Origin of the sequence: Serratia sp. 506_PEND (assembly GCF_001076875.1) — a bacterium.
Taxonomy (GTDB): domain Bacteria; phylum Pseudomonadota; class Gammaproteobacteria; order Enterobacterales; family Enterobacteriaceae; genus Serratia; species Serratia marcescens.
Genome location: NZ_JVEL01000296.1, coordinates 21,263 through 42,466, shown reverse-complemented (window position 1 = coordinate 42,466; position 21,204 = coordinate 21,263). Strand labels below are relative to the sequence as shown.

Below are 21,204 nucleotides of genomic sequence, written 5' to 3'. Positions count from 1 at the left end.
GAAAGAACAGTAAGCGTCACGCTGTTCCGTGGGCCGCCAGCAGGCACTCATGGAACAGCTTCACCACCCGCTGCGGCACCGGCGAGCGGCGCAGCACGCTGGAGTATTCGCAGTGATAGCGGAACAGCGCCGGTTTGATCGCCCGCATCATATTCTGCGCCACGAAAAACGCCGCGTAGTGATCCGGCAAAAAGCCGACGTATTTGCCGGACAGGATCAGCGTGGCGATCGACTCCTGCGCAAACCCCGTCGCCTTGCGATGCAAATGTTGCTGCAGGCTCAGTTCCATATTCGGCGAATGATAGCCTAATCCGGCGAAGGCATAATTGTGCAGCAGATCCCAATTTAATGTTTCATGGGGGCCGGAAAATAATTCATGCTGTGCGCCGCAATATAAGAACATCCTCTCACTGAATAACGAATGATAAGATAAACTTTCCGCGCTGCGGTGCATGGGAATAACGCCAACCTGAAATTGCCCGTCAATGACGCCGCGTTCAATGGTATTAATCGGCTCCACGTACATTTGCAAAGAAACCTCCGGCGCGCGCTCGCTGAATAATGCGATGGCCCGGCCGATCTGCGCCTGCGGATTGCTGACCGTATGGTCGAATATCGCCACGTGCAGCTGCCCGCCCATGCGCTGGTGCACCTCGTCCACCCCGCGCCGGAACGCCTCGGTGGCCGCCAGCAGGTTGACGGTTTCCTGGTAGATAATCAGCCCCTCGTCGGTGACCGCAAAGCCCTCGCGCCCGCGCTGGCACAGCGTCAGGCCCAGCCGCTGCTCCAGATCCTTGATGTGCTTGCTGATGGTCGACAGGCTGATGTTCAGCTCCAGTTCGGCGGCGCTCATGCCGCCGCAGTCGACCACGGCCTTGAATACCCGCAGCAAACGCAGATCCATATCCGACAATTGTCCTAACAGCGCGCGCTTTTTTACTTGCATAAAACCTTAAGTAAGTTTCGACATATGATTATTCACAGTAGAGAACAAGCGGTACATAGTCAATTTCGCACAACAATTCGTTAACAACTCAGTTTATTTCATTAATCGCTCTTATTTTCCTGTTCGGAGGAAAACATGGCCGCTGAAAATCACCCGCTAAATAACCTCGATGCCGCAGGATTAGAGGCCCATTGGATGCCTTTTACCGGCAACCGCAATTTTAAAGCGCAGCCGCGCATCATTACTCAAGCCGCGGGGGCGTATTACACCAGCCACGACGGCAGAAAGATTTTCGACGGCCTGTCCGGATTGTGGTGCTGCGGATTGGGGCACGGCCGGCAGGAAATCACCGACGCCGCCCAGCGCCAGCTGGCGACGCTGGATTACTCGCCGGCGTTTCAGTTCGGCCACCCGCTGTCGTTCGAGCTAGCCAACCAGATCAAAGCGATGACGCCGGCGGGGCTGGATTACGTGTTCTTCACCGGCTCCGGCTCGGAAGCGGCGGACACCTCGCTGAAAATGGCGCGCGCTTACTGGCGCGCCAAAGGTCAGGCGGGCAAAACCTGCTTTATCGGCCGGGAAAAGGGCTACCACGGCGTTAACTTCGGCGGTATCTCGGTCGGCGGCATCGCCGGCAACCGCAAGGCGTTCGGCGCCGGCGCCGAGGCGGATCACCTGCCGCACACCCTGCTGGCCGGCAACGCCTTTTCGCGCGGCATGCCGCAACAGGGGGCGGAGCTGGCGGAAGAGCTCAACCGCATCATCGCGCTGCGCGACGCCTCGACGATCGCTGCGGTGATCGTCGAACCGTTCTCCGGCTCCGCCGGCGTGATTGTGCCGCCGGTCGGCTATCTGCAGCGCCTGCGCGAGATCTGCACCCAGCATGACATTCTGCTGATCTTCGACGAAGTGATCACCGCCTTCGGCCGCTGCGGCGCGATGACCGGCGCCGAGGCGTTCGGCGTCACGCCGGACATCATGAACATCGCCAAACAGGTGACCAACGGCGCGCAGCCGATGGGCGCGGTGGTGGTGCGGCCGGAGATCTACCAAACCTTCATGAACGGCGGCGAACCGGACTACCAGCTCGAATTCCCGCACGGCTACACCTACTCCGCCCATCCGGTCAGCTGCGCGGTCGCGCTGGCGACGCTGGACATCCTGCAGCGCGAACAGATGGTGGAGCGCGTACAGGCGCTGGCGCCCTATTTCGAACGCGCGGTGCACAGCCTGCAAGGAGCCAAACACGTCGCCGACATTCGCAATATCGGCCTGGCGGCCGGCATCACGCTGGCGGCGCGGCCCGGCGAACCGGCGCGGCGCCCCTTCGAGGCGGCGATGCGCTGCTGGGAAAGCGGATTTTACGTGCGCTACGGCGGCGACACCCTGCAGCTGGCGCCGCCGTTCATCAGCAGCGAGGCGCAGATCGATGCGCTGATCAACGCCGTCGGCGACGCCCTCAACGCCACCGAATAAGGAGAGAATCATGACCATCACCCATTGGATCAACGGCGAGCCCGCCGCCGGGGGCGAACGCAGCCAGCCGGTTTACGACCCGGCCACCGGCCAATCGGCGCAGGAGGTGCAGCTGGCCGACCGCGCCACGGTGGAGCGCGCCATCGCCGCCGCCGAACAGGCCTATCCCGCCTGGCGCGATACCCCGCCGCTGAAACGCGCGCGCATCATGATGAAGCTCAAGGATCTGCTGGAGCAACATGCCGACGCCGTCTGCCAATTGATCACCGCCGAGCACGGCAAAGTGCTCAGCGACGCCCTGGGCGAACTGCAGCGCGGCATCGAGAATATCGAATACGCCGGCTATGTGCCGGAACTGCTGAAAGGCGAACACAGCAAAGAGGCAGGCCCGGGCATCGACAGCTGGAGCGAGTTTCAGCCGCTGGGGGTGGTGGCGGGCATCACCCCGTTCAACTTCCCGGCGATGGTGCCGCTGTGGATGTGGCCAATGGCGGTCGCCTGCGGCAATACCTTCGTGCTGAAGCCTTCCGAGCGCGTGCCTTCCGCCGCGCTGTATATCGCGCGGCTGGCGGCGGAGGCCGGGCTGCCACCGGGGGTGCTCAACGTGGTCAACGGCGACCGCGAAGCGGTGGAGACGCTGCTGCATGACGGGCGCGTCAAAGCGATAAGCTTCGTCGGTTCGACGCCGGTGGCGGAGCACATTTATCACACCGGCTGCGGCCAGAACAAACGGGTACAGGCGCTGGGCGGCGCCAAAAACCACGCGGTGGTGCTGCCGGACGCCGATATCCCCGGCGCGGTCGGCGCGCTGATGGGCGCGGCCTTCGGTTCCTGCGGCCAGCGCTGCATGGCCATCCCGCTGGTGGTGGCGGTGGGCGACGGCACCGCCGACGCGCTGATCGCCGGGCTGCGGCAACAAATGGCCGCCATGCGCGTCGGCCCCGGCAGCGACAACCGCAACGACATGGGGCCGCTGGTGACCCAGCAGCATTATCAGAAGGTGAAAGGCTATATCGAGCAGGGCGTGGCCGAAGGCGCCGAGCTGCTGGTGGACGGCCGCGAGCTGAGCGTGACCGGCGACGACGGCCGCCCCAGCCAGGGGTATTTCCTCGGCCCGACGCTGTTCGATCGCGTGACGCCGGGCATGCGCATCTATCAGGAAGAGATCTTCGGCCCGGTGCTCGGCGTGGTGCGCGCGGCGTCGCTGCAGGAGGCGATGACCTTGATCGACGCCCACGAATACGGCAATGGCACCTGCCTGTTCACCCGCGACGGCGAAGCGGCGCGTTACTTCTCCAGCCGCATTCAGGTCGGTATGGTGGGGATCAACGTGGCGCTGCCGGTGCCGGTGGCCTACCACTCGTTCGGCGGCTGGAAGCGCTCGCTGTTTGGCGATCTGCACGCCTACGGCCCGGACGCGGTCAGGTTCTACACCAAACGCAAGACCGTGACCCAGCGCTGGCCGGCCTCCGGCGACGCCCGGCTCGCCAGCTTCAGCTTCCCGTCGGGGCAGGGGTAATCCCAGAATAACGAAAAGTCCTTTCCGGGGAAGTTCGCTTCCCCGGTATTTCCACGCGCTCCATTTCATCTTTACGCAGGACAACAGAGTCGCCCTTCTGGCGGCAACAACAATTCACCCAAGCGTTAATGGAGTAGTTCCCAATGAAAGAGTCCGCCCCTGAACACACCTTCAAAGGCAATCTCAGCGTCCTCGACGTGGTGATGATCACCGCGTCCGGCGTGACGCCGGCCAGTTCGATCTTCGTCATCGCGCCGCTGGCGATCGCCAACGCCGGCAGCGGCGCCTTTCTGTCGTTTCTGATCGCCGCCTGCGTCGCCGCCGCCATCGCGCTGTGCTATGCCGAGCTCGGCGCCGCACACCCCAGCGCCGGCGGCGAATACAGCATCATCAAGCGCCTGTTCGGCACCCTGTGCGGGTTGCAGACCTACCTGTTTATCCTCAGCGCCTCGCTGTTCGTGCCGGCGGTGCTGGCCACTGGCGCAGTGCCCTACCTGAATACCGCGCTGGGCACCCAATTCGACGCCTCCACCGCCGGCATGCTCACCGTGCTGGTCGGCGGTATCTGCGCCATTTTCAACATCAAGGCCAACGCCCTGCTGACCGGCGCCTTTCTGGTGGTGGAAGTGGCGGTGCTGGCGCTGATCGCCTGGCTCGGTTTCAGCCATCCGCATCAAAGCGCGGAGATCCTCACCGCGCCGGTGATGCTGGACGCGCAAGGCAGCCTGGCGCCGGTATCGCTGCCGCTGATCGTCGCCATGGTCGGGGTCGCGCTGTTCTCCTACAACGGCTACGGCGCGGCGGTGTACATGGCGGAAGACATGCGCGAACAGGGCAGGCCGATGGCGATCGCGATCATGCTGACGCTGACCATCGTGGTGCTGGTGGAGTTGGTGCCGTTCACCGCCCTGCTGATCGGCTCGCCGTCACTGACGGAGATGGCCAAACAGGCCGACCCGGTCGGCTATGTGGTCACCGAGCTCGGCGGCCCGACGCTGGCGCGGGTGGTGAGCGGCGCGATTTATCTGTCGGTATTCAACGCCATCATCGCCATCGTGGCGCAGTTCAGCCGCATGATGTTCGCCAGCGGACGCGACGGCTTCTGGCTGCCGGCGTTCAACCGGGCGCTGAAAATCATCCATCCGCGCTTCGGCACCCCCTGGATCGCCACCCTGCTGTTCGGCGTGCCCTCGGCGCTGCTGGCGTTTTGCTCCGACCTCGAATCGCTGACCTCGTTCACCGTGATCCTGCTGCTGCTGGTGTACATCATCATGGCGGTCGCGGCGCTGATCAGCCGCCGTCGCCGCCACTTCCCCCACCCGTATCTGATGCCGCTGTGGCCGCTGCCGGTGGTGGCGGCGCTGCTGTGCTGCCTGTACGTACTGTGGACGATTTTGATCGCCAGCAGCCTGAAAGACTTTATTATCATTGCCGGCATCATCGGCTTCGGGCTGGCGCTGAACCATCTGCGCGGCCGCCAGACGGCGCCCCTCGCCGCCCCCTCAATAGAAGGAGAATAACCATGACGCAGCGCACTCAGGATCTGGGCATCACCATCGGCCAGGGCACGCCCGGCCCGCTGAACGCCATCACCGACGTGCCCGGCGTGCGCGTCGGCCATGCCAGCCTGCATGCCGATTTGGCGGACGGGCGCAGCGTGCGCACCGGCGTGACGGTGATCGAACCGCGCCCCGGCTCCGCCCGCCACGCCCCCTGCTTTGCCGGCGTGCACGTGCTGAACGGCAACGGCGACGCCACCGGCCTGGAATGGGTGCGCGAAGCGGGGCTGCTGACCAGCCCGATCGCCTTCACCAACACCCACAGCGTGGGGGTAGTGCGCGATGCGCTGATCGCGCTGGAACGCGAAGCGCTGCCCGCGAGCGACAACGCGGTGTACTGGAATATGCCGGTGGTGATGGAAACCTTCGATGGCCTGCTCAACGACATCAACGGCTTTCACGTCAAGGCCGAGCACGTGCGCCAGGCGCAGCAGGCGGCCCGTGGCGGCTTGCCGCAGGAAGGCGCGGTCGGCGGCGGCAGCGGCATGATCTGCCATGAATTCAAAGGCGGCAGCGGCACCGCATCGCGCCGCTTGCCCGCCGATCAGGGCGGCTGGACGGTGGGCGCCATTGTGCAGGCCAACCACGGCAAGCGCGAGTCGCTGCTGGTGGGCGGTTATCCGGTGGGCCGCCACCTGGGGCATATCCCCTCGCCGTTCACGCCGCAGTTGCCGCATCCCGGCATGGGCTCCATCGTGGTGGCGCTGGCCACCGACGCGCCGCTGCTGCCGCACCAGTGCGCGCGCCTGGCGCAGCGCGCCAGCATCGGCATCGCCCGCACCGGCGGCGGCACCGAGGATTCGAGCGGCGATATCTTTATCGCCTTCGCCACCGGCAATGACGACCTGCCGCCCGCCGACTACGCCAATAAAGGCGATTTCACCACGCCGCTGCGCATGGTGAACAACGACTACATTTCGGCGCTGTTCGCCGCGGCGGCGGAAGCGGTGGAAGAAGCGATCGTCAATGCGTTGCTGGCGGCCAATACCGTCAGCGGCAACGGCCATCGGGCGGAAGGATTGAGCGCCGAACAGCTGGTGACGGCGCTGGAGAAAGCCGGCTGGCGGCGGTAAAAAAACACAGGGCGCGGGGGTTAACCGCGCCCTGATTATCAGGATTCGCCGCCCGGCTTGGGCGTCGGGTAGTCGTAATCCAGCCGCAACGGTTCGGCGTAGACGCTGTTCCACAGCTGTTGGTACAGCTGGTCCAACCGCCCGCTCATCGCCGCGCTGTGCAGCACCAGCTCCAGATTGCGCGAGTTGTCCAGATAGCCGCCGGTCCAGTTGCTGGTGCCCACCCAGGCGATCTCATCATCGATGGTCATCAGCTTGCTGTGGATCACCCGGGCAAACGGGATGAAGCCGCTGCTGGCCGGCGGAATAGTCACCACCTTGATCTGCAGGTTCGGCACCAGCGCCAGGCTCTTCAGCCAGGCGATATCCGGCTTTTTGGTGTTCCAGTTGGCCACCATCAGCTCGATCTGCACGCCGCGCGCCGCCGCGCTGCGCAGCGCGTTGTCGATCACCGCATAGAAGGGACGGCTGCGTTCCGGGCCGAACGACAGCGGCGCGTAGTCCATCACCTGCACCCGCACCCGCCGTTTGGCGTCGGCCAGCAGGCGCGGCAGCTCGGCCTGTGAGTCGATCACCCCTGCCGGATTGTAGGCGCGCGGGCTGGCCACCAGATAGTTGCCCTGCGGGGGCGCGGTCGGCGGCGAGTCGGGCAGCGCCGGCACCGGCTTATCCTGCGCCAGCAGCGCCTGCGCCCGCCAGTCCTGTTCGAAGATCGCCTGGATCTGCCCCACCACCCTGGCGTCGCTGATGCGCAGCCCGGTTTCGTGAATGTGTTCCAGCGCGCGCCAGTCGAAGTTCTGGCTGCCGACGAACGCCTGCTCGCCGTCCACCAGCAGATACTTGGCGTGCAGGATGCCGCCGCTCAGCTTCTGATAAGGAATGATGCGCAGCTCCAGATTGGGGATCGCCTTCAGCTGTTCCAGCGTTTCGGCGGTAGAAATGCGAAGGCCCTTCTCTTCGACCAAAAAGCGGATTTTCACCCCGCGTTCGCCGGCCGCCTTCAGGTGCTGCAGCACGCCATCCAGCAGCGAACCGTCCTGATTCGCCACGTAGAACTGCCCCAGGTCGATGCGGGTTTTCGCCGCGTCGAACATCTCGCGCCACACCTCGGCGGTGTTGCGCAGGTCGTCGGCCTGCAGCGCGGTTTCCACCGGCGCGGTGTACACCAGCTCGTAACCGGGAATCGCAAAACGCGCCGCAGCGCTCTGGCTCAACATCAATAAACAACCGCTCCACAATGCCGTATAAAGGCGGCCTCTCGGCCGCCGTGCTGGATGGCCATTAGGCATAGCGCGGCGCTCCGCTGTCAACCCATTGTTCGCCGCTGCCGCTCTCCGGCCGGCTGGCCGGTTGACCGGCGCGGATCAGCAGCACCTTCAGCAATTCGTTGATGCGCTCCATGCGGCTCTGCAGGAAGTTGTTGGCCACCAGGCACAGCAGCGCGATGGCGATGCCCAGCCCGGTGGCGTACAGCGCGGTGCCCATGCCGGCCGACACCAGACTCGGCTCGGACACCCCCGAGGCGGCCAGCGCCTTGAAGGTTTCGATGATCCCCATCACCGTGCCCAGCAGCCCCAGCAACGGCGCGGCGGTGACCACGGTTTCCAGTAGCCACAGGCCGCGCGCCATCGGCGGCTTGCTCAGCAGGTACTGGGCGTCGATCAGATCGCCGATCGCCTCGCGGTCGCCGGCGCGGTGTTTCTGCGCCAGCACCGGCGCGATCACCGCCATCGGCAGGCTGTTGCGCTGGGTCAGCGCGTCGGGCAAATCGGCGGCGCGGCGCACCTCCGGCGTCAGCGCCTGCTCCAGCCGGCGCGCCTGGCGCTGGGTATAGGCGAAGTACAGCGTGCGTTCGATGATGATCACCAGCGCAATCGCCAGCGCGGCGTACATCACGTAGAAAATAATGTCGTGCAACAGATTAGCGTCCATACAGGTTTCCTCTTCCCCGCCGCACGGCAGGCAGCGGGGTATTCAGTTAAAAGGTGGCTTCCAGCGAGACGCTGAAGGTGCGTTCTTCGCCGACGTTGTAATACGGCGTGCTGGCCTTCACACCGCCGTAGGGCGCCGCGTTGAAGGTGGTGGTGCGCACCGAGGTCAGGTATTCCTTGTCAAACAGGTTGCTGATGCCAAAGCGCAGCGCGGCGCTTTTGACGATTTTCTTGTCCACCGGCAGATGCACCCCCGCCGCCAGATCGAACACCGTGCGGCCGCCGATCTTCTCGTCGTTGGTCAGATCGCCGTAGAACGCGCTGACGTACTTGCCGCTGACGCTGCCGTAATACAGCCCGTCGTCATAACCCAACGTCATGTTCAGCAGGTTTTTCGGCACGTTCGGCACTTCTTTGCCGGAGGTCGGCAGCGGCTGCCCGCCATTGCTGACGATGTCGCTCTTCTGCTTCGATTGGGTATAGGTATAAGAGGTGTAGTAGTTGAAGTTATGCGGCAGTTGGCCGCTCCACTCCAGCTCCAGCCCTTTGTTCTCCACGTTGCCGATGTTCATCATCTCGTAGTCGCCGGCCGCGTTGGTGGTGGAGATTTGGCGATCGCTGTAGCGCATGTAGAACAGCGTGGCGCTCAGCAGCATGTCCTCTTGCTGGAAACGCCAGCCCAGCTCGTGGTTCCAGCTCAGTTCCGGCTTGGTGCTGAGCGAGTCGCCGACGTTGTACAGCACGTAGTTTGGCGGCGTGCGCATGTTGCGCGTCAGGTTGTAGAACACCTGGTTTTCCTGGTTCACCTTATAGCTGGCGCTGAAGTTCGGCAGGAATTCGTGATAGGTGGCTTTGCGCTTCTCCGGCACGTTGTACAGGCTGCCGCGGTTGTCCCCTTTGCGCTCCACATACTGATAGGCCAGGCCGCCGACGAAGGTCCAGTCCGGCGTGGCGAACCAGGTGTCCTGCAGCCACACTTTCTGCGCCGGGGTGATGGTGTACTGGTTGCGTCCCTGCACGGTGTTGCCGTTGGCGTCCTTCACCTGATCGGAACCGCCAGGTTTCCCCCAAATCTGTGACGGGTTGCCGTCGCCCTTGATGCTGATGAACGGCTGAGTCTGCAACTGGCGCGCGCGCTCGTACCAATAACCGACGTCCAGGCTGTGCTGCTCGTTGATGTCCCACTTCAGCTTGGTGGTGATGCCCGGCCGCCAGGTTTGGGTCCACGACGGGCGGTAATAGGTGTTGGACTGCAGGTTGCTGAGGTCATACTGCCCGGCTCTGTCTGACGTGCTGGACAATACCGACGCCGTCTGGCCGTTGAAACTGCCGCCGTTGCCCCAGTAGTAATAGGGCTGCAGAGTCAGCGACAGGTTGTCGCGCAGCTGCAGTTTCTGGGTGAACGACAGCGTAAAGTTCTCGAACGGGTTGCGTTCAATCTTGTAATACTTGTTCAACTGCCCTTTGCTGTTGTACTCCGGCGAGGTGACATAATCGGTGTCACGACCGTCGTTTTGGAACTGCGCCTTGCTCAGGGTGTTGTAGTTGGTGTTGTTCTGGCGGTTGTACTTCATCACCAGATTGCTGCTGTTGCCGTTGCCGTCTTCATACAGCGAGTTCATCTCGAACTTGTCGGAGTACAGCCGCCCCTCGCCGCGCCATTTCTTCGCCTCGGTGTGCGAATAGGAGAGCCAGTTGCTGAAGCCGTTGTACTCGCCGGTTTCCAGGCGGGCGAAGGTTTTGCTCAGGCTGTTGCTGCCCAGCGTCTGCTTGACGAAACCGCCGAAGTCTTTCGCCGGGCGGCGCGTCACCAGGCCGATGTTGCCGCCGCTGGAGCCGATGTGCGGGCCGTCCGCTTCGGAAGACCCCTGGGTGACGAACACCTCTTCCAGGTTCTCCGCATCGCCGAGCAGGTTCGGGTAGACCGCGTAGTTGCCGGAGTCATTGATCGGGATGCCGTCCATCGACAGGCCGATCTGATCCGAGTTCATGCCGCGCATGGTGTAGTCCACGCCGCTCAGGCCGCTGGCGTCGTTGCTGTTGACGTTCAAGCCCGGCGTGTATTTCAGTTTATCGATGGCGTTGGCCGCCGACGGCATTTTGTCCATCGCTTCTTTGGTGACGGTGGAGCGCGCCTTGGCGCTGTCATCCTGCACCATCATGCCGCCGCCGAGCGACTGCCCCTTGACGCTGATGGTGCCGACATCGGTGGCGTCGGCCGCCAGCGCGGCGCCCGGCAGCATCACCGCCAGATAGATCCCAGAACGATTAAACGATTTCATTGTGTGCATCCCATAAAAATCAAACGATTAACCCTTGCGCTAAGGCGCCTGATAATTGAACGTCGCGGTAAATCTTTTGGTTGTTTGCCCGGCGAACGCCTCGCTCGGGAACGGCTTCACTGAACTGATGCTTTGCAGGCTGCTCATCGCCGCGCGATTCAGCAGCATGCTGGCGGCTTTGTTGGCGATGCCGGAAGAGAGCACCCGCCCGCTGCGATCGACCTCCAACCACACCTCGACGTTGCCCTGCGGGCGCTCGAGCGAGGCCTGCCGCCCGCTCGGGTAGCGCTTGCGCTGTTCCAACTCACGGCGCAAGGCCAGCAGGTAGCCGTTTTCTATCGCCTGCGCGTTCACCTTCGGCGCCGCGGGAGCGGCCGGTGCGGGCTGCGCCGCCGGTTTGCTGGCCAGCGCGCGCGGTACGGCGGGCGCCGGCGTCGGTTTGGGTTTCTCTACCGGTTTGGCTTTCTCTTTCACCGGTTTGGGTTTGGGCTTCGGCTGTGGCTTCGGCACCGGCTTGGCTTCCACGATCGGTTCCGGCGCCGGCACCACCGGTTCGGGGATCGGCTCCGGCTCGGGCGGCGGCGGTTCGGGCTGAGGTTCCGGCGGCGTTTCCGGTTGGGGTTCCGGCGCCGGTTCAGGTTCCACCAGCGCCAGTTCAATGGCGGTTTCGTCATAGCGCGGCTGGATCTTCAGTGCCGCCTGTTGGCTGGCGAACAGCAGGCAACCGGCGACAATCAGCGCCGGCAACCAGCTGAAAAGATGACGTGAGCAATAGAGCAGATACATGTCACAGCTTCCGTGTCGCGATGGAGACGGAGAAGAAGCCGCCCTGGCGCAGGTTGTCCATGACCGCCACCAGCCGCTCGACCGCCACGCCTTTATCGCTGTTGACGATGATGGTGGTGGTCTGGTTGGCCTGCTGCTGTTGTTTCAGCGTGTTGACCAACGCGTCGAGCGCGATCGGCTGGCCATCCAGCTGCAGCTGTTCGTCGGCCCCCAGCGTGATGATCGCTTTCTTCTGCGGTTTCAGCTGTTGCGCGCTGCCGGCGGACGGCAACTGCGTTTTCAGCCCGAGCGCCGGGATGACGTTCAGGCTGATCAAGACGAAAAACACCAATAAAAACATCATCACGTCGATCATCGGGATCAGTTCGATGTGCGCTTTGTTCTTTTTCGGTTCGTTCCAGTTACGCATGACACTCCCTCCAAAAGCGAAGCAGCCAATATAGGAGGGGTTTGTTTACCTTTTGTTACGCTTGTGTGATCTTATTTTCACAGCACGGATTTTTTGCGAGAATTTTTTCAATGGCAGGCGATAAGGGAGTAGATATAACTTATTAATTAGCGATAGTTTTTATTGGAATAATTGCGATGGGGTATTTCAGAGAGCCAAAGCCAGAGAGGATAATGTGAGAATAGTGACAGCCCATACGGTCACTACAACAAGACCTCAAGCCCGTGCTTACGTACGATCGAAAGCAGCTTGAGCGACACGCCGCCGGGCCGTTTCACCCCCGTCTCCCACTTCTGTATGGTCGACACGCTGGTATTCAGATAACGGGCAAAAACCGGTTGGCTTAAACGTAAATGCTCACGCAAGGCTTTGATCTCTTGGGGCTGCAACATCTCGACCGGAGCAAGGCAAGACTCATCGAAACTGCGTAGGGTTTCCAGAGAAATGGCGCCAGTACGATGCAATCCTTCAGCCGCGCTGTGAATCGCCTCAAAGGCCGGACTCCGAAACGTTTTTTCCTTCTTCATGGCAAATCTCCATCCATTCGTTCTTTACGACCAAGGATTGGAGCATTTCGTCGCTCAACGCGCCAAAATGCACCGCCAACTTGCGAAAAGCTTGCAATTCCGCCCCAGAGATATTGGCCTGGACCTGCTTGGCAAACAAAAAAACATACACCCAATGCCGACCGTTTTTCGCTAATACCAACGCACGGTCGCGATTATGATTAAGACGTTTTTTAAATACACCACCGCCTAAATCCACAGCCAAACCCCGTTGTACATCGTGTACCGCCCGACATAATGCCTTATCGGTAATGCCGTGCGCCTGAGCCTTCTTGCTAAACCAACGAGTTTTAAATGTACGCATTGCAATGACTCCCCCATAAAACATAGCACTGAGTGAAACACTTTTCCAGAGCATTCCTTCTCGCCAGCATCACCTCAAACGTCGATGATGGCCACCATGGGAAACCCGATTTGCATGATGGCGCGCATCATGACTTCTTTCTGTGCAACGCTGAGGGCATCATTGCGAACGCACACGCAACAACATGTTTTACAAGCACAAAAAAAGACGCCCGCAGGCGTCTTCTTGGCATTGTCACTGAGCCCGAGGCGATCAGTTCACTTTCACCGGCATACCGGAACGGGCCTTGATCGCCGCGTCCACTTCGCTCTGGTTGACGCCGGCGTCCATCAGCACTTTGCCGACCGGCGCGGAGATGGTCAACGGCACCGGATCTTTCGATTGCAGCTGCTCTTCGTTGGCCGACAGCGGGTTGTGCACTTCCACGTAGCGCGAGCCGTCCGGTTCGACGGAGGCTTTCATCGGTTCGTTGATGAACTGCACGCGGGTGCCGACCGGCACGTTTTCGAACAGATACTTGATGTCGTCGGCGCGCAGACGCACGCAGCCGTGGCTCACGCGCAGGCCGATGCCGAAGTTGGCGTTGGTGCCGTGGATGGCGTACAGGCGGCCGACATACAGCGCATACAGCCCCATCGGGTTGTCCGGGCCGGCCGGGAACACCGCAGGCAGGATCTCGCCGTCAGCCGCGTATTCGGCGCGCATCTTGGCGGTCGGCGTCCAGGTCGGGCCGTCTTTCTTGCGCTGCACGGTGGTGGTCCAGTTCAGCGGGGTGTCTTTACCCAGCTGGCCGATGCCGATCGGCAGCACCACCACGGTGTTGGAGCCTTTCGGGTAATAGTACAGACGCATTTCGGCGCTGTTGATGATGATGCCTTCACGCGGCGCGTCCGGCAGGATCAGCTGCTGCGGGATAGTCAGGGTGCTGCCGGCCTTCGGCAGGAACGGATCCACGCCCGGGTTGGCCTCCAGCATGTTGCTCAGCCCCATCTGATACTGGGCGGCGAAGCTCTCCAGCGGCAGTTTGCTGTCTTCCGGTACGGTGATTTGGATATTCTCGCCCACCAAACGGCTGTCTTTTGGCGGCAGCGGGTAAACGACGGCGAAGGCAGCCTGGCTGAATGCAACCAGTGCCGTAAACAGGGTTAATAACGCGCGAATGCTCATTTTCATCTTCGTGTTGGTCAAGGCCACTGGCGATTAGGGATATCGGTTTCTACGGCCACTTCGCCCCGATGAGTTTCAGCCGGCAGCCACACGCTGCGGCCTGAAAAACAGGGGGATTGGACCGGATGCGCATTATATGTGCACATCAATCAAAGTGTGAACCATTACCGATGTAATATCGCAATTTTTTGTAACCTTACGCGCCACGAAGGCGATTTTTTGCGAGAACCGCCGCCTAGCTGGCGGCGGCCAACGCTTCCACCCGCCGTATCGGGATCAGGTATTCACAGCGGATCGCCGCGCCGCCGAGCGGGCAACTGCCCTCCTGCGCCGGGTAGAAACGCTCGATATCCTGCCCCGGCCGGCGGATGGCGTTCATCTGCGGCATGGCGGTGTCATACAGCCGGACAATAAAGTTTTGTAACCCCTCCGCCTGTCCCTGGTAGGTGAAACGGGCATACTCGCCCTGCTCGATAGTCACCCGCTCTCCCGGCGCCCCTTCGTCCGGCAGAGCGGCGGTGTAGGCCATGCGCGGGCTGCCCCGGCGGCGCCGGTCAACTTCCAGACTGGTAAGGCCGTATACTACCTCCGGCAGCGCCTGCGGCTGCAGCAACTGCCGCCAGGCGTGGCGGCGCAGCTCACACTTGGAGGCCGCCAGTTGCCCCAGGGTAAAACTGCGGCGCTGGGTATGGCCCACCAACTGCATGGCGGGCAGCGTCACGATATCGGCCTGCGGCAATGGCGCTTCGGTCAGGCGCAGCGGCGGCTGCAGGCCATAGCTCGACCAATCCTGGCTGCGACGATAGCTGGCCGGCGGCAGACCGAACTGCTTGCGGAAGCAACGGGTGAAGGTCTGCTGCGAATCGAACTGGTAAGTATCGGCGATGCAGGCCACGCTGGTGCCGGTCAGGCGCAGCTCACGCGCGGCGGCGGTCAGCCTTCTGCGGCGCGCGTAGGTGCCGAGAATATGGCCGGTATGCTGCTTGAACATCCGCTGCAAATGCCATTTGGAGTAGCCGGACTTGGCGGCGATGTCGTCCAGCGTCAGCGGCTGATCCAGGCTCTGCTCGATCCAGGCCAGCAGCTGTTCAATCACCTGTTGCTGGTGCATGGTGTTCCCCTTATTTGATCAATAACGTCTGCGCCAATACCCGGCCTGCGGCTTCATTGGCGGCCACCAGCACCGGATAGCCCCAGAATTTGGCGCCGTATTCGGCGAATTCTTCCGCCGCCGCGCGTTTGGCGTCGTCCGGCTCCAGCATAATCATGCCTTTCACCCACCGCTTCAGCGCCTCGCGGTTATCGCGTTTCCACAGCGCCACCTGGGTGCGAGCATCGCGGTCATGTTCTTCTTCTTCATCGCCGACGCTGCGGTCGGTGATCAGAACAAAAGGTTCGGCGCGCGCCAGCAGCGCGCTGAATTCGGCCAGCTCGGCCTGGGTATCGCGCCCGTTTCGGCGCATCCACACCAGCGGAAAATCGGCGGTATCCAATGACATAATCAGTTTCCTCGCGAAAGGGTTTAGGACTGGCGCTTACTTTATCGGCACCGGCGCTAGACCGCATTGCGCAATCAGGACATAATACTTTTCAATTCCGCCAAATTGAGAACTATTCTCATGAAAGTACAGATCCCCCGCCACTGTCTGGATATCGATCAAGTGCCGCGCCCGCTGTTTGCCCTGCAGGGGTCGACCCTCGAACAGGATTGGGAAGTCGAGCCGCACCGCCACCGGAAGGCGCAACTGATCTACACCGTGCGCGGCATGATCCGCTGCGAAGTGGAAAACGGGCTGTGGCTGGTGCCGCCGCAGTGCGCGCTGTGGATGCCGGGCAACGTATTGCACAACGCCCAGGGCGCCGGCTCCACCGAGGCCTACTGCCTGTTCGTCGATCAACATGCCGCCGCCGGCCTGCCGCAAAGCTGCTGCACGCTGTCGGTCTCGCCGCTGCTGCGCGAGCTGCTGCTGCAGGCCAGCACCTTCGAGCCGCTTTACGACGAACAGGGCGCCGAAGGGCGTCTGACGGCGGTATTGCTGGATCAGCTGGCGGCCGCGCCGATCGAGAATCTGCATCTGCCGGTGTCCGACGATGCGCGCATCCGGCAGTTGACCGAAGGCATGCTGAGCAGCCCGGCGGACAAATCCACCCTCGGGCAGTGGGCGCAGCGCATCGGCATGAGCGAACGCTCCCTCAGCCGCACGCTGCAACAGCAGATGGGCATGAGCTTCGGCCACTGGCGGCGCCAGTTGCACGTGATGCTGGCGCTGCAGCGCTTGACGCAGGGCGAGAGCGTACAGACGGTGGCGCTGGATCTGGGCTACGAGAGCGCCAGCGGCTTCGTCACCATGTTCAGAAAGGCGGTGGGCAAACCGCCGGCGCGCTACCTGGCGGAGCGCAACGCCTCTGGAGAGACCCTGGGCGGCGCGATCACCATGTGAAAAAGCCGGCGCAAGCGCCGGCTTGGAGCAGGTGAAAATCAGAAGTCGTAGAACACCGTTATCCAGGTGGAATCCGGCTCGTTGTCGCTGCTGTTGGCCAGCGTGCGCTCCACATACACCGACAGACCGTAACCGATGGTGGTGCCCGCGCCAAGATAGACGTGGTTGGCGTGATACGCCTCGTCTCCCTTCAGCCGCAGCGAGTCCGCCGCCACATAAGGCTGGACGGATTTGAGGAACGGCTTGTCGATATTGAAGGTATAACCGACGAAGCCTTCCAGCCCGTAGCCGTCACCGGCGAAGAAGTGCGACAGCGTGCGCTGGCGGGTGCTCGGCACATAATCTTTGTAATAGCTGGCGGTGCCGACGATGTACCAGTTGTTCGGCTGCCAGGTCAACGCGGTGCCGGACAACTGCTGGTGATAATCCTGTTCGTGGTACAGATTGTCTTTGATCTTCGCGTCGGTATAACTGTAGGCGGCGCTGAAGGTGAAATCCTTCGTCACCTTATAATCGAAGCCCAGCCCGCCACCGCCCTTGCGGCGGTAAATCAGATTATCCGCGGTGTGCAGATCGTCTTCCGGCAATAAATAGTTGGCGTACAGCGTGACCGGCCCGAAATCATTGGTGTATTTGATGCTGTTTTTCGGTTTATTGCCGCCGTCATAGTCGCCGGAAATGCCGATGCCGGTGCCGCCCGCATGGCCATCGTTATCCCAGACGTCGCTTTTAATGCCGACCACCGAATAATAGATGCCGTATTGATGGCCATAGGTCAGGGTGCCGTAACGATCGTCCTTGAAACCGGCGTACAGTTGGCGCTGATAGTCGCGCTTGCCGTCTTCGTTATAATGCCCGTCCCAGCTGAGCGCGTGCGCCAGATCGACGCCCCACTCGTAATAGCCGATGATCGAAGTGTCCTGCGTCAGCGCATAATCGCCGCTGAAGCGAAAACGCGTGCCGCCGTCGTGGCCGTTTTTGTCATAGCCCGGCTCCGGGCCGTTATTGAAGATCCACTCGGGGCGAATGCTGCCGCCCACCTTTAAACTGAGCGGCGCCAGCAACACATTGCTCTGCGGGTTTTTATCCAGAATGGTGATCTCGGCCTGTGCGCCGGCGGATAACGCCGACAGCAAGACGCCGCCAATGAATATTGGCGTTGTATTTTTTCTCATTATTACCCCTGCCCGAAAAAATTATTGTTATAAACGCGGTGGTCTTAAGCCACGTAGAAATAATTAACCGATGTGAACATCGCACGCAAGATATAAAAATTCACGCCATAACCTGCCATTATTTCAGGTTGGATTTAATTTCAGCAAAAACATGTTCATCTGTAACACAAAGAAAAACAATGTAATAATCGCAGCACGAAATAAACCAATCCGCACGCTTCACCCAAAATAACCCTTCGTGATTATCTGGAAATAAAGATAGCAAATAACAAATAAATATTATTGCCGCAGGTAAACCGTCACGCGAGGGAATTAATTAAAGGCGGGAAATAACGACGGAGCGCGTTGCGCGCTCCGGGTAAAATCTCACTACTGCGCCAGCCAGCCGCCGTCCATGTTCCAGGCGGCGCCGCGCACCTGCGCCGCCGCATCGCTGCACAGGAACAGCGCCAGCTCGCCGAGTTGCTCTGGCGTGACGAACGCTTGCGAAGGCTGCTTCTCCGCCAACAGCTCATCGCGCGCCCGTTGCGGATCGGCACCGGCGGCGATGCGCTTGTCGATCTGCTGTTGCACCAGCGGCGTCAGCACCCAACCGGGGCAGATGGCGTTGCAGGTGACGGGCGTGCGGGCGGTCTCCAGCGCCAGCGTCTTGGTCAGCCCCACCACGCCGTGCTTGGCCGCCACATAGGCCGACTTGTCTTTCGACGCCACCAGCCCGTGCACCGACGCCACGTTGATGATGCGCCCCCAGTTGCGCTCGCGCATCCCCGGCAGCGCCAATCGGCAAGTGTGGAACACCGCCGACAGGTTGATGGCGAGGATGGCGTTCCATTTCTCCACCGGGAACTGATCCAGCGGCGCCACATGCTGAATGCCGGCGTTGTTCACCAGAATGTCCACGCCGCCGAACTCACGCTCGGCATACTGCATCATGTCCGCTATCTGGGCCGCATCGCCGAGATCGGCGCCGTGATACCCCGGCGCGGCGCCCAGCCGCGCGACCTGCATTTGCGCCTGCTCCACGTCGCCGAAGCCGTTGAGGATCACGCGCGCGCCGGCGGCGGCCAGCACGGACGCTATCCCGAGGCCGATGCCGCTGGTCGAGCCGGTCACCAGCGCGGTTTTGCCTTGTACACTCATGGTATCGCTCCTTTAAACAATGCCGGTCAGGTAGAACACGCCGATCACGAACAGCACCGCGGCGCTTTTGATCAGGGTGATGGCGAAGATGCCGCCATAGGCCTGCCGGTGGCTGAGGCCGGTGATCGCCAGCAGGGTGATCACCGCGCCGTTGTGCGGCAAGGTGTCCATGCCGCCGCTGGCCATCGAGGCCACCCGGTGCAGCACCTCCAGCGGAATGTGTGCCGCATGGGCGGCGGCCACGAAGTTATCGGCCATCGCCGCCAGCGCGATGCTCATGCCGCCGGAGGCCGAACCGGTGATGCCGGCCAGCAGGGTGACGCTGATCGCTTCGTTCAGCAGCGGGTTGGGGATCGCCGACAGCGCCTGCGACAGCACCAAAAAGCCCGGCAGCGCGGCGATCACCGCGCCGAAGCCGTATTCGGAGGCGGTGTTCATCGCCGCCAGGATCGCGCCGCCGACCGCCGTCTTGCTGCCTTCCGCCAGCCGGCCGCGAATATTGCGAAAGCCGAACACCACCACCAGCAGAATACCCGACACCAGCGCCGCTTCCACCGCCCAGATGGCGGTGATCTTCGCCACATCGGTGGTGATGGGCTTGGCCAGCCCCGGCAGCGTCAGATCGTGGCTGGCGCCGTACCACTGCGGGATCCAATGGGTGAAGCCAAGGTTGAATACCCCGACCAAAATCAACGGCAAGATGGCGATCAGCGGGTTAGGCAGGTTGATGTCGTCCGGGGTTTCCGGTTCGTTCAGCAGCTCGGTGCCGTAACCCTCCCCCTTCAACTGCGCGTTGCGCCGCTGGCGTTCAAGATACAGCAAACCGACCGCGATGATGAACAGCGAGCCGATCAGCCCCAGCCAGGGCGCGGCCCAGGCGTTGGTGCCGAAGAAGCTGGTCGGGATGATGTTTTGGATCTGCGGCGTGCCGGGCAAGGCGTCCATGGTGAAGGAGAAGGCGCCGAGCGCTACGGTGGCCGGGATCAGCCGCTTGGGGATGCCGCTCTGGCGGAACAGCTCGGCGGCGAACGGATAGACCGCGAACGCCACCACGAACAGCGACACCCCGCCGTAGGTCAGCAGCGCGCATACCAGCACAATCACCGGAATGGCGTGGCGTCGGCCGAGAATGCGGATCGCCGCCGCGACGATCGATCGGGAAAAGCCGGACAGCTCGATCAGTTTGCCGAATACCGCCCCCAGCAGGAACACCGGGAAGTAGAGCTTCACGAAGCCGACCATCTTCTCCATAAACAGCCCGGTGAAGGTCGGCGCCACCGCGCCGGGATCGGTCAACAGCACCGCGCCCAGCGCGGCGATCGGGGCGAACAAAATCACGCTGTAGCCGCGGTAGGCGGCCAGCATCAGTAATCCCAGTGCTGCCAGGGCAATTAAAACGCTCATCGGGCACCTCGCTATCGTTGTTATTGTCAGGTACGGCGTGCGAAATTACGGTTTCAGCGCAAAGCGCAGCTGATGCGCCCGTCGCCGTTGAATGCGTTCCCTGCGGGCTTCATCCCAAAGATAAAATCCCCGGCCGCTGCGCTGGCCGCTATCGCCGCGCTGCAGCCGCTGTTCTACCAGCGCCATCATCTCGTCGCCGGTCGCCAGTTCCGGGAACAGGTGGCGGGCGATGTCCGCCACCGTCGCCAACCCGGTCATGTCGGCGGCCTCCAGCGGGCCGACCATGGCGTAGCGCCGCCCCAGCGAGGCGCGCATCACCTGATCCACCACCTCCGCGCTGGCGATGCCGCTGTGGACGATGTGCAGCGCCTCGCGCAGCACCGCAAACTGCAGCCGGTTGCCGACAAACCCCGGCGCGGCGCGCTCCAGCAGCACCGCCTCCAGCGCCATCCCGCCGAGCAGCGCCTGCACCGCCGCCAGATGGCGCGGATCGGTGGCGCGGCCGGGCACGATCTCCACCAGCGGGATCAGGTGCGGCGGGTGCCAGAAGTGGGCGATCAGCAGCCGCTGCGGATGGGTCATGCGCGCCGCCAGCTCGTCCGGCGGCAGGCCGCTGGTGTTGCTGGCAATCACCGCGTCGTCGGCGATCAGCCCCTCCAGTTGCTCATACAGCGCGTGCTTCAGCTCGAGCCGTTCCGGGATCGCCTCGATAAGCAGCCGGGCGCGCGCCACGTCGTTCAGATTGCCGGTCACGCGCAGGCGCGCCAGCGCCACGTCGCGCTCACCGCGATCAAACTGCCCGACGTCGCTCAGCTCAGCCAGAATGCCGCTTGCTACCGCCGGCGCTTCCGCCAGGCGCTGCGGATCCGGGTCATACAGCAGCACCTCATGGCCGTGGCGAATAAAGTGGGTGGCGATGCCCACCCCCATCAGCCCGGCGCCCAATACCGCATAGTCAGATGACTGCATGGTGCCCTCCTCGGTTGT

At 62.3% G+C, this 21,204-nt stretch carries 20 protein-coding genes; 5 read left to right on the top strand and 15 right to left on the bottom strand.

Annotated elements, in window-relative coordinates; genetic code table 11:
- Positions 1-16: 16 nt before the first annotated feature.
- The gene (locus ADK28_RS07970; protein WP_016929209.1) at positions 17-946 is read right to left on the bottom strand and encodes a LysR family transcriptional regulator; all 930 of its coding nucleotides are present in this window, start codon (positions 944-946) and stop codon (positions 17-19) included.
- A 135-nt stretch (positions 947-1,081) separates the two neighbouring features.
- Here ADK28_RS07970 and ADK28_RS07965 point away from each other — a divergent pair, with 135 nt between their 5' ends.
- The 4 genes from ADK28_RS07965 (at position 1,082) to ADK28_RS07950 (ending at position 6,573) form a co-directional block, all read left to right on the top strand.
- The gene (locus ADK28_RS07965; RefSeq protein ID WP_048795369.1) at positions 1,082-2,422 is read left to right on the top strand and encodes an aspartate aminotransferase family protein; all 1,341 of its coding nucleotides are present in this window, start codon (positions 1,082-1,084) and stop codon (positions 2,420-2,422) included.
- Between the two features lie 10 nt (positions 2,423-2,432).
- Positions 2,433-3,941, top strand: a complete 1,509-nt coding sequence (locus tag ADK28_RS07960) for a CoA-acylating methylmalonate-semialdehyde dehydrogenase (protein WP_048795368.1) — start codon at positions 2,433-2,435, stop codon at positions 3,939-3,941.
- Positions 3,942-4,084: 143 nt separating this feature from the next.
- On the top strand, positions 4,085-5,461 hold the full coding sequence (locus ADK28_RS07955; protein ID WP_048795367.1) for an APC family permease: 1,377 nt from the start codon (positions 4,085-4,087) through the stop codon (positions 5,459-5,461).
- A 2-nt stretch (positions 5,462-5,463) separates the two neighbouring features.
- Positions 5,464-6,573, top strand: a complete 1,110-nt coding sequence (locus ADK28_RS07950; RefSeq protein WP_048795366.1) for a P1 family peptidase — start codon at positions 5,464-5,466, stop codon at positions 6,571-6,573.
- Between the two features lie 38 nt (positions 6,574-6,611).
- On the opposite strand, the gene ADK28_RS07945 is transcribed toward ADK28_RS07950, so the two are convergent.
- The 10 genes from ADK28_RS07945 to ADK28_RS07900 all read right to left on the bottom strand — a co-directional run bounded on the left by ADK28_RS07945 (position 6,612) and on the right by ADK28_RS07900 (position 15,556).
- The gene (locus tag ADK28_RS07945) at positions 6,612-7,862 is read right to left on the bottom strand and encodes a phospholipase D-like domain-containing protein (protein WP_048795365.1); all 1,251 of its coding nucleotides are present in this window, start codon (positions 7,860-7,862) and stop codon (positions 6,612-6,614) included.
- Positions 7,855-8,505, bottom strand: coding sequence for a MotA/TolQ/ExbB proton channel family protein (locus ADK28_RS07940; protein WP_016929215.1), 651 nt, complete (start codon positions 8,503-8,505; stop codon positions 7,855-7,857). Before ADK28_RS07940 ends, ADK28_RS07945 begins: the two co-directional genes overlap by 8 nt.
- Before the next feature lie 46 nt (positions 8,506-8,551).
- Positions 8,552-10,786: a TonB-dependent receptor family protein gene (locus tag ADK28_RS07935; protein WP_016929216.1), complete on the bottom strand. Its 2,235-nt coding sequence runs from the start codon at positions 10,784-10,786 to the stop codon at positions 8,552-8,554.
- A gap of 39 nt (positions 10,787-10,825) precedes the next feature.
- Entirely contained in the window at positions 10,826-11,572 is a 747-nt protein-coding gene (locus tag ADK28_RS07930) for an energy transducer TonB family protein (protein WP_048795364.1), read from the bottom strand.
- A gap of 1 nt (position 11,573) precedes the next feature.
- Complete coding sequence (locus ADK28_RS07925; protein WP_004933244.1) at positions 11,574-11,981, bottom strand: ExbD/TolR family protein; 408 nt, start codon at positions 11,979-11,981, stop codon at positions 11,574-11,576.
- Positions 11,982-12,223: 242 nt separating this feature from the next.
- A complete protein-coding gene (locus ADK28_RS07920; RefSeq protein WP_033638818.1) occupies positions 12,224-12,547 on the bottom strand; it encodes a helix-turn-helix domain-containing protein in 324 nt (107 codons plus the stop codon).
- On the bottom strand, positions 12,510-12,890 hold the full coding sequence (locus ADK28_RS07915) for a type II toxin-antitoxin system RelE/ParE family toxin (RefSeq protein WP_033641319.1): 381 nt from the start codon (positions 12,888-12,890) through the stop codon (positions 12,510-12,512). The genes ADK28_RS07920 and ADK28_RS07915 overlap by 38 nt, the downstream gene beginning before the upstream one ends.
- A 252-nt stretch (positions 12,891-13,142) precedes the next feature.
- Positions 13,143-14,063 carry a L,D-transpeptidase family protein gene (locus ADK28_RS07910; RefSeq protein ID WP_033638819.1) on the bottom strand — a complete coding sequence of 307 codons (921 nt, stop codon included), beginning with the start codon at positions 14,061-14,063 and terminating at the stop codon, positions 13,143-13,145.
- Positions 14,064-14,292: 229 nt separating this feature from the next.
- Complete coding sequence (locus ADK28_RS07905; protein ID WP_033638820.1) at positions 14,293-15,168, bottom strand: helix-turn-helix domain-containing protein; 876 nt, start codon at positions 15,166-15,168, stop codon at positions 14,293-14,295.
- 10 nt (positions 15,169-15,178) lie between these two features.
- Entirely contained in the window at positions 15,179-15,556 is a 378-nt protein-coding gene (locus ADK28_RS07900) for a hypothetical protein (RefSeq protein ID WP_016929221.1), read from the bottom strand.
- Positions 15,557-15,676: 120 nt separating this feature from the next.
- On the opposite strand from ADK28_RS07900, the gene ADK28_RS07895 reads away from it, so the two are divergent.
- On the top strand, positions 15,677-16,498 hold the full coding sequence (locus ADK28_RS07895) for an AraC family transcriptional regulator (protein WP_004933266.1): 822 nt from the start codon (positions 15,677-15,679) through the stop codon (positions 16,496-16,498).
- A gap of 38 nt (positions 16,499-16,536) precedes the next feature.
- Here the strand turns inward: ADK28_RS07895 and ADK28_RS07890 are convergent, their stop codons facing one another.
- From ADK28_RS07890 to ADK28_RS07875, 4 genes are all read right to left on the bottom strand, one after another.
- On the bottom strand, positions 16,537-17,673 hold the full coding sequence (locus ADK28_RS07890; protein WP_033638822.1) for a porin: 1,137 nt from the start codon (positions 17,671-17,673) through the stop codon (positions 16,537-16,539).
- A 369-nt stretch (positions 17,674-18,042) separates the two neighbouring features.
- The gene (locus tag ADK28_RS07885) at positions 18,043-18,813 is read right to left on the bottom strand and encodes a 3-hydroxybutyrate dehydrogenase (RefSeq protein WP_048795363.1); all 771 of its coding nucleotides are present in this window, start codon (positions 18,811-18,813) and stop codon (positions 18,043-18,045) included.
- A gap of 12 nt (positions 18,814-18,825) precedes the next feature.
- Positions 18,826-20,217 carry a GntP family permease gene (locus ADK28_RS07880; protein ID WP_033638824.1) on the bottom strand — a complete coding sequence of 464 codons (1,392 nt, stop codon included), beginning with the start codon at positions 20,215-20,217 and terminating at the stop codon, positions 18,826-18,828.
- Between the two features lie 45 nt (positions 20,218-20,262).
- Positions 20,263-21,186, bottom strand: coding sequence for a 3-hydroxyacyl-CoA dehydrogenase family protein (locus ADK28_RS07875; protein WP_033638825.1), 924 nt, complete (start codon positions 21,184-21,186; stop codon positions 20,263-20,265).
- Between the last annotated feature and the right edge of the window lie 18 nt (positions 21,187-21,204).

Coding starts and splice junctions, on each gene's coding strand:
- ADK28_RS07920 (WP_033638818.1), bottom strand. CDS start 12,547: ATGAAGAAGGAAAAAACGTTTCGGAGTCCGGCCTTTGAGGCGATTCAC.
- ADK28_RS07945 (WP_048795365.1), bottom strand. CDS start 7,862: ATGCCTAATGGCCATCCAGCACGGCGGCCGAGAGGCCGCCTTTATACG.
- ADK28_RS07955 (WP_048795367.1), top strand. CDS start 4,085: ATGAAAGAGTCCGCCCCTGAACACACCTTCAAAGGCAATCTCAGCGTC.
- ADK28_RS07915 (WP_033641319.1), bottom strand. CDS start 12,890: ATGCGTACATTTAAAACTCGTTGGTTTAGCAAGAAGGCTCAGGCGCAC.
- ADK28_RS07965 (WP_048795369.1), top strand. CDS start 1,082: ATGGCCGCTGAAAATCACCCGCTAAATAACCTCGATGCCGCAGGATTA.
- ADK28_RS07935 (WP_016929216.1), bottom strand. CDS start 10,786: ATGAAATCGTTTAATCGTTCTGGGATCTATCTGGCGGTGATGCTGCCG.
- ADK28_RS07900 (WP_016929221.1), bottom strand. CDS start 15,556: ATGTCATTGGATACCGCCGATTTTCCGCTGGTGTGGATGCGCCGAAAC.
- ADK28_RS07970 (WP_016929209.1), bottom strand. CDS start 946: ATGCAAGTAAAAAAGCGCGCGCTGTTAGGACAATTGTCGGATATGGAT.
- ADK28_RS07905 (WP_033638820.1), bottom strand. CDS start 15,168: ATGCACCAGCAACAGGTGATTGAACAGCTGCTGGCCTGGATCGAGCAG.
- ADK28_RS07950 (WP_048795366.1), top strand. CDS start 5,464: ATGACGCAGCGCACTCAGGATCTGGGCATCACCATCGGCCAGGGCACG.
- ADK28_RS07925 (WP_004933244.1), bottom strand. CDS start 11,981: ATGCGTAACTGGAACGAACCGAAAAAGAACAAAGCGCACATCGAACTG.
- ADK28_RS07895 (WP_004933266.1), top strand. CDS start 15,677: ATGAAAGTACAGATCCCCCGCCACTGTCTGGATATCGATCAAGTGCCG.
- ADK28_RS07930 (WP_048795364.1), bottom strand. CDS start 11,572: ATGTATCTGCTCTATTGCTCACGTCATCTTTTCAGCTGGTTGCCGGCG.
- ADK28_RS07940 (WP_016929215.1), bottom strand. CDS start 8,505: ATGGACGCTAATCTGTTGCACGACATTATTTTCTACGTGATGTACGCC.
- ADK28_RS07880 (WP_033638824.1), bottom strand. CDS start 20,217: ATGAGCGTTTTAATTGCCCTGGCAGCACTGGGATTACTGATGCTGGCC.
- ADK28_RS07875 (WP_033638825.1), bottom strand. CDS start 21,186: ATGCAGTCATCTGACTATGCGGTATTGGGCGCCGGGCTGATGGGGGTG.
- ADK28_RS07890 (WP_033638822.1), bottom strand. CDS start 17,673: ATGAGAAAAAATACAACGCCAATATTCATTGGCGGCGTCTTGCTGTCG.
- ADK28_RS07885 (WP_048795363.1), bottom strand. CDS start 18,813: ATGAGTGTACAAGGCAAAACCGCGCTGGTGACCGGCTCGACCAGCGGC.
- ADK28_RS07910 (WP_033638819.1), bottom strand. CDS start 14,063: ATGAAAATGAGCATTCGCGCGTTATTAACCCTGTTTACGGCACTGGTT.
- ADK28_RS07960 (WP_048795368.1), top strand. CDS start 2,433: ATGACCATCACCCATTGGATCAACGGCGAGCCCGCCGCCGGGGGCGAA.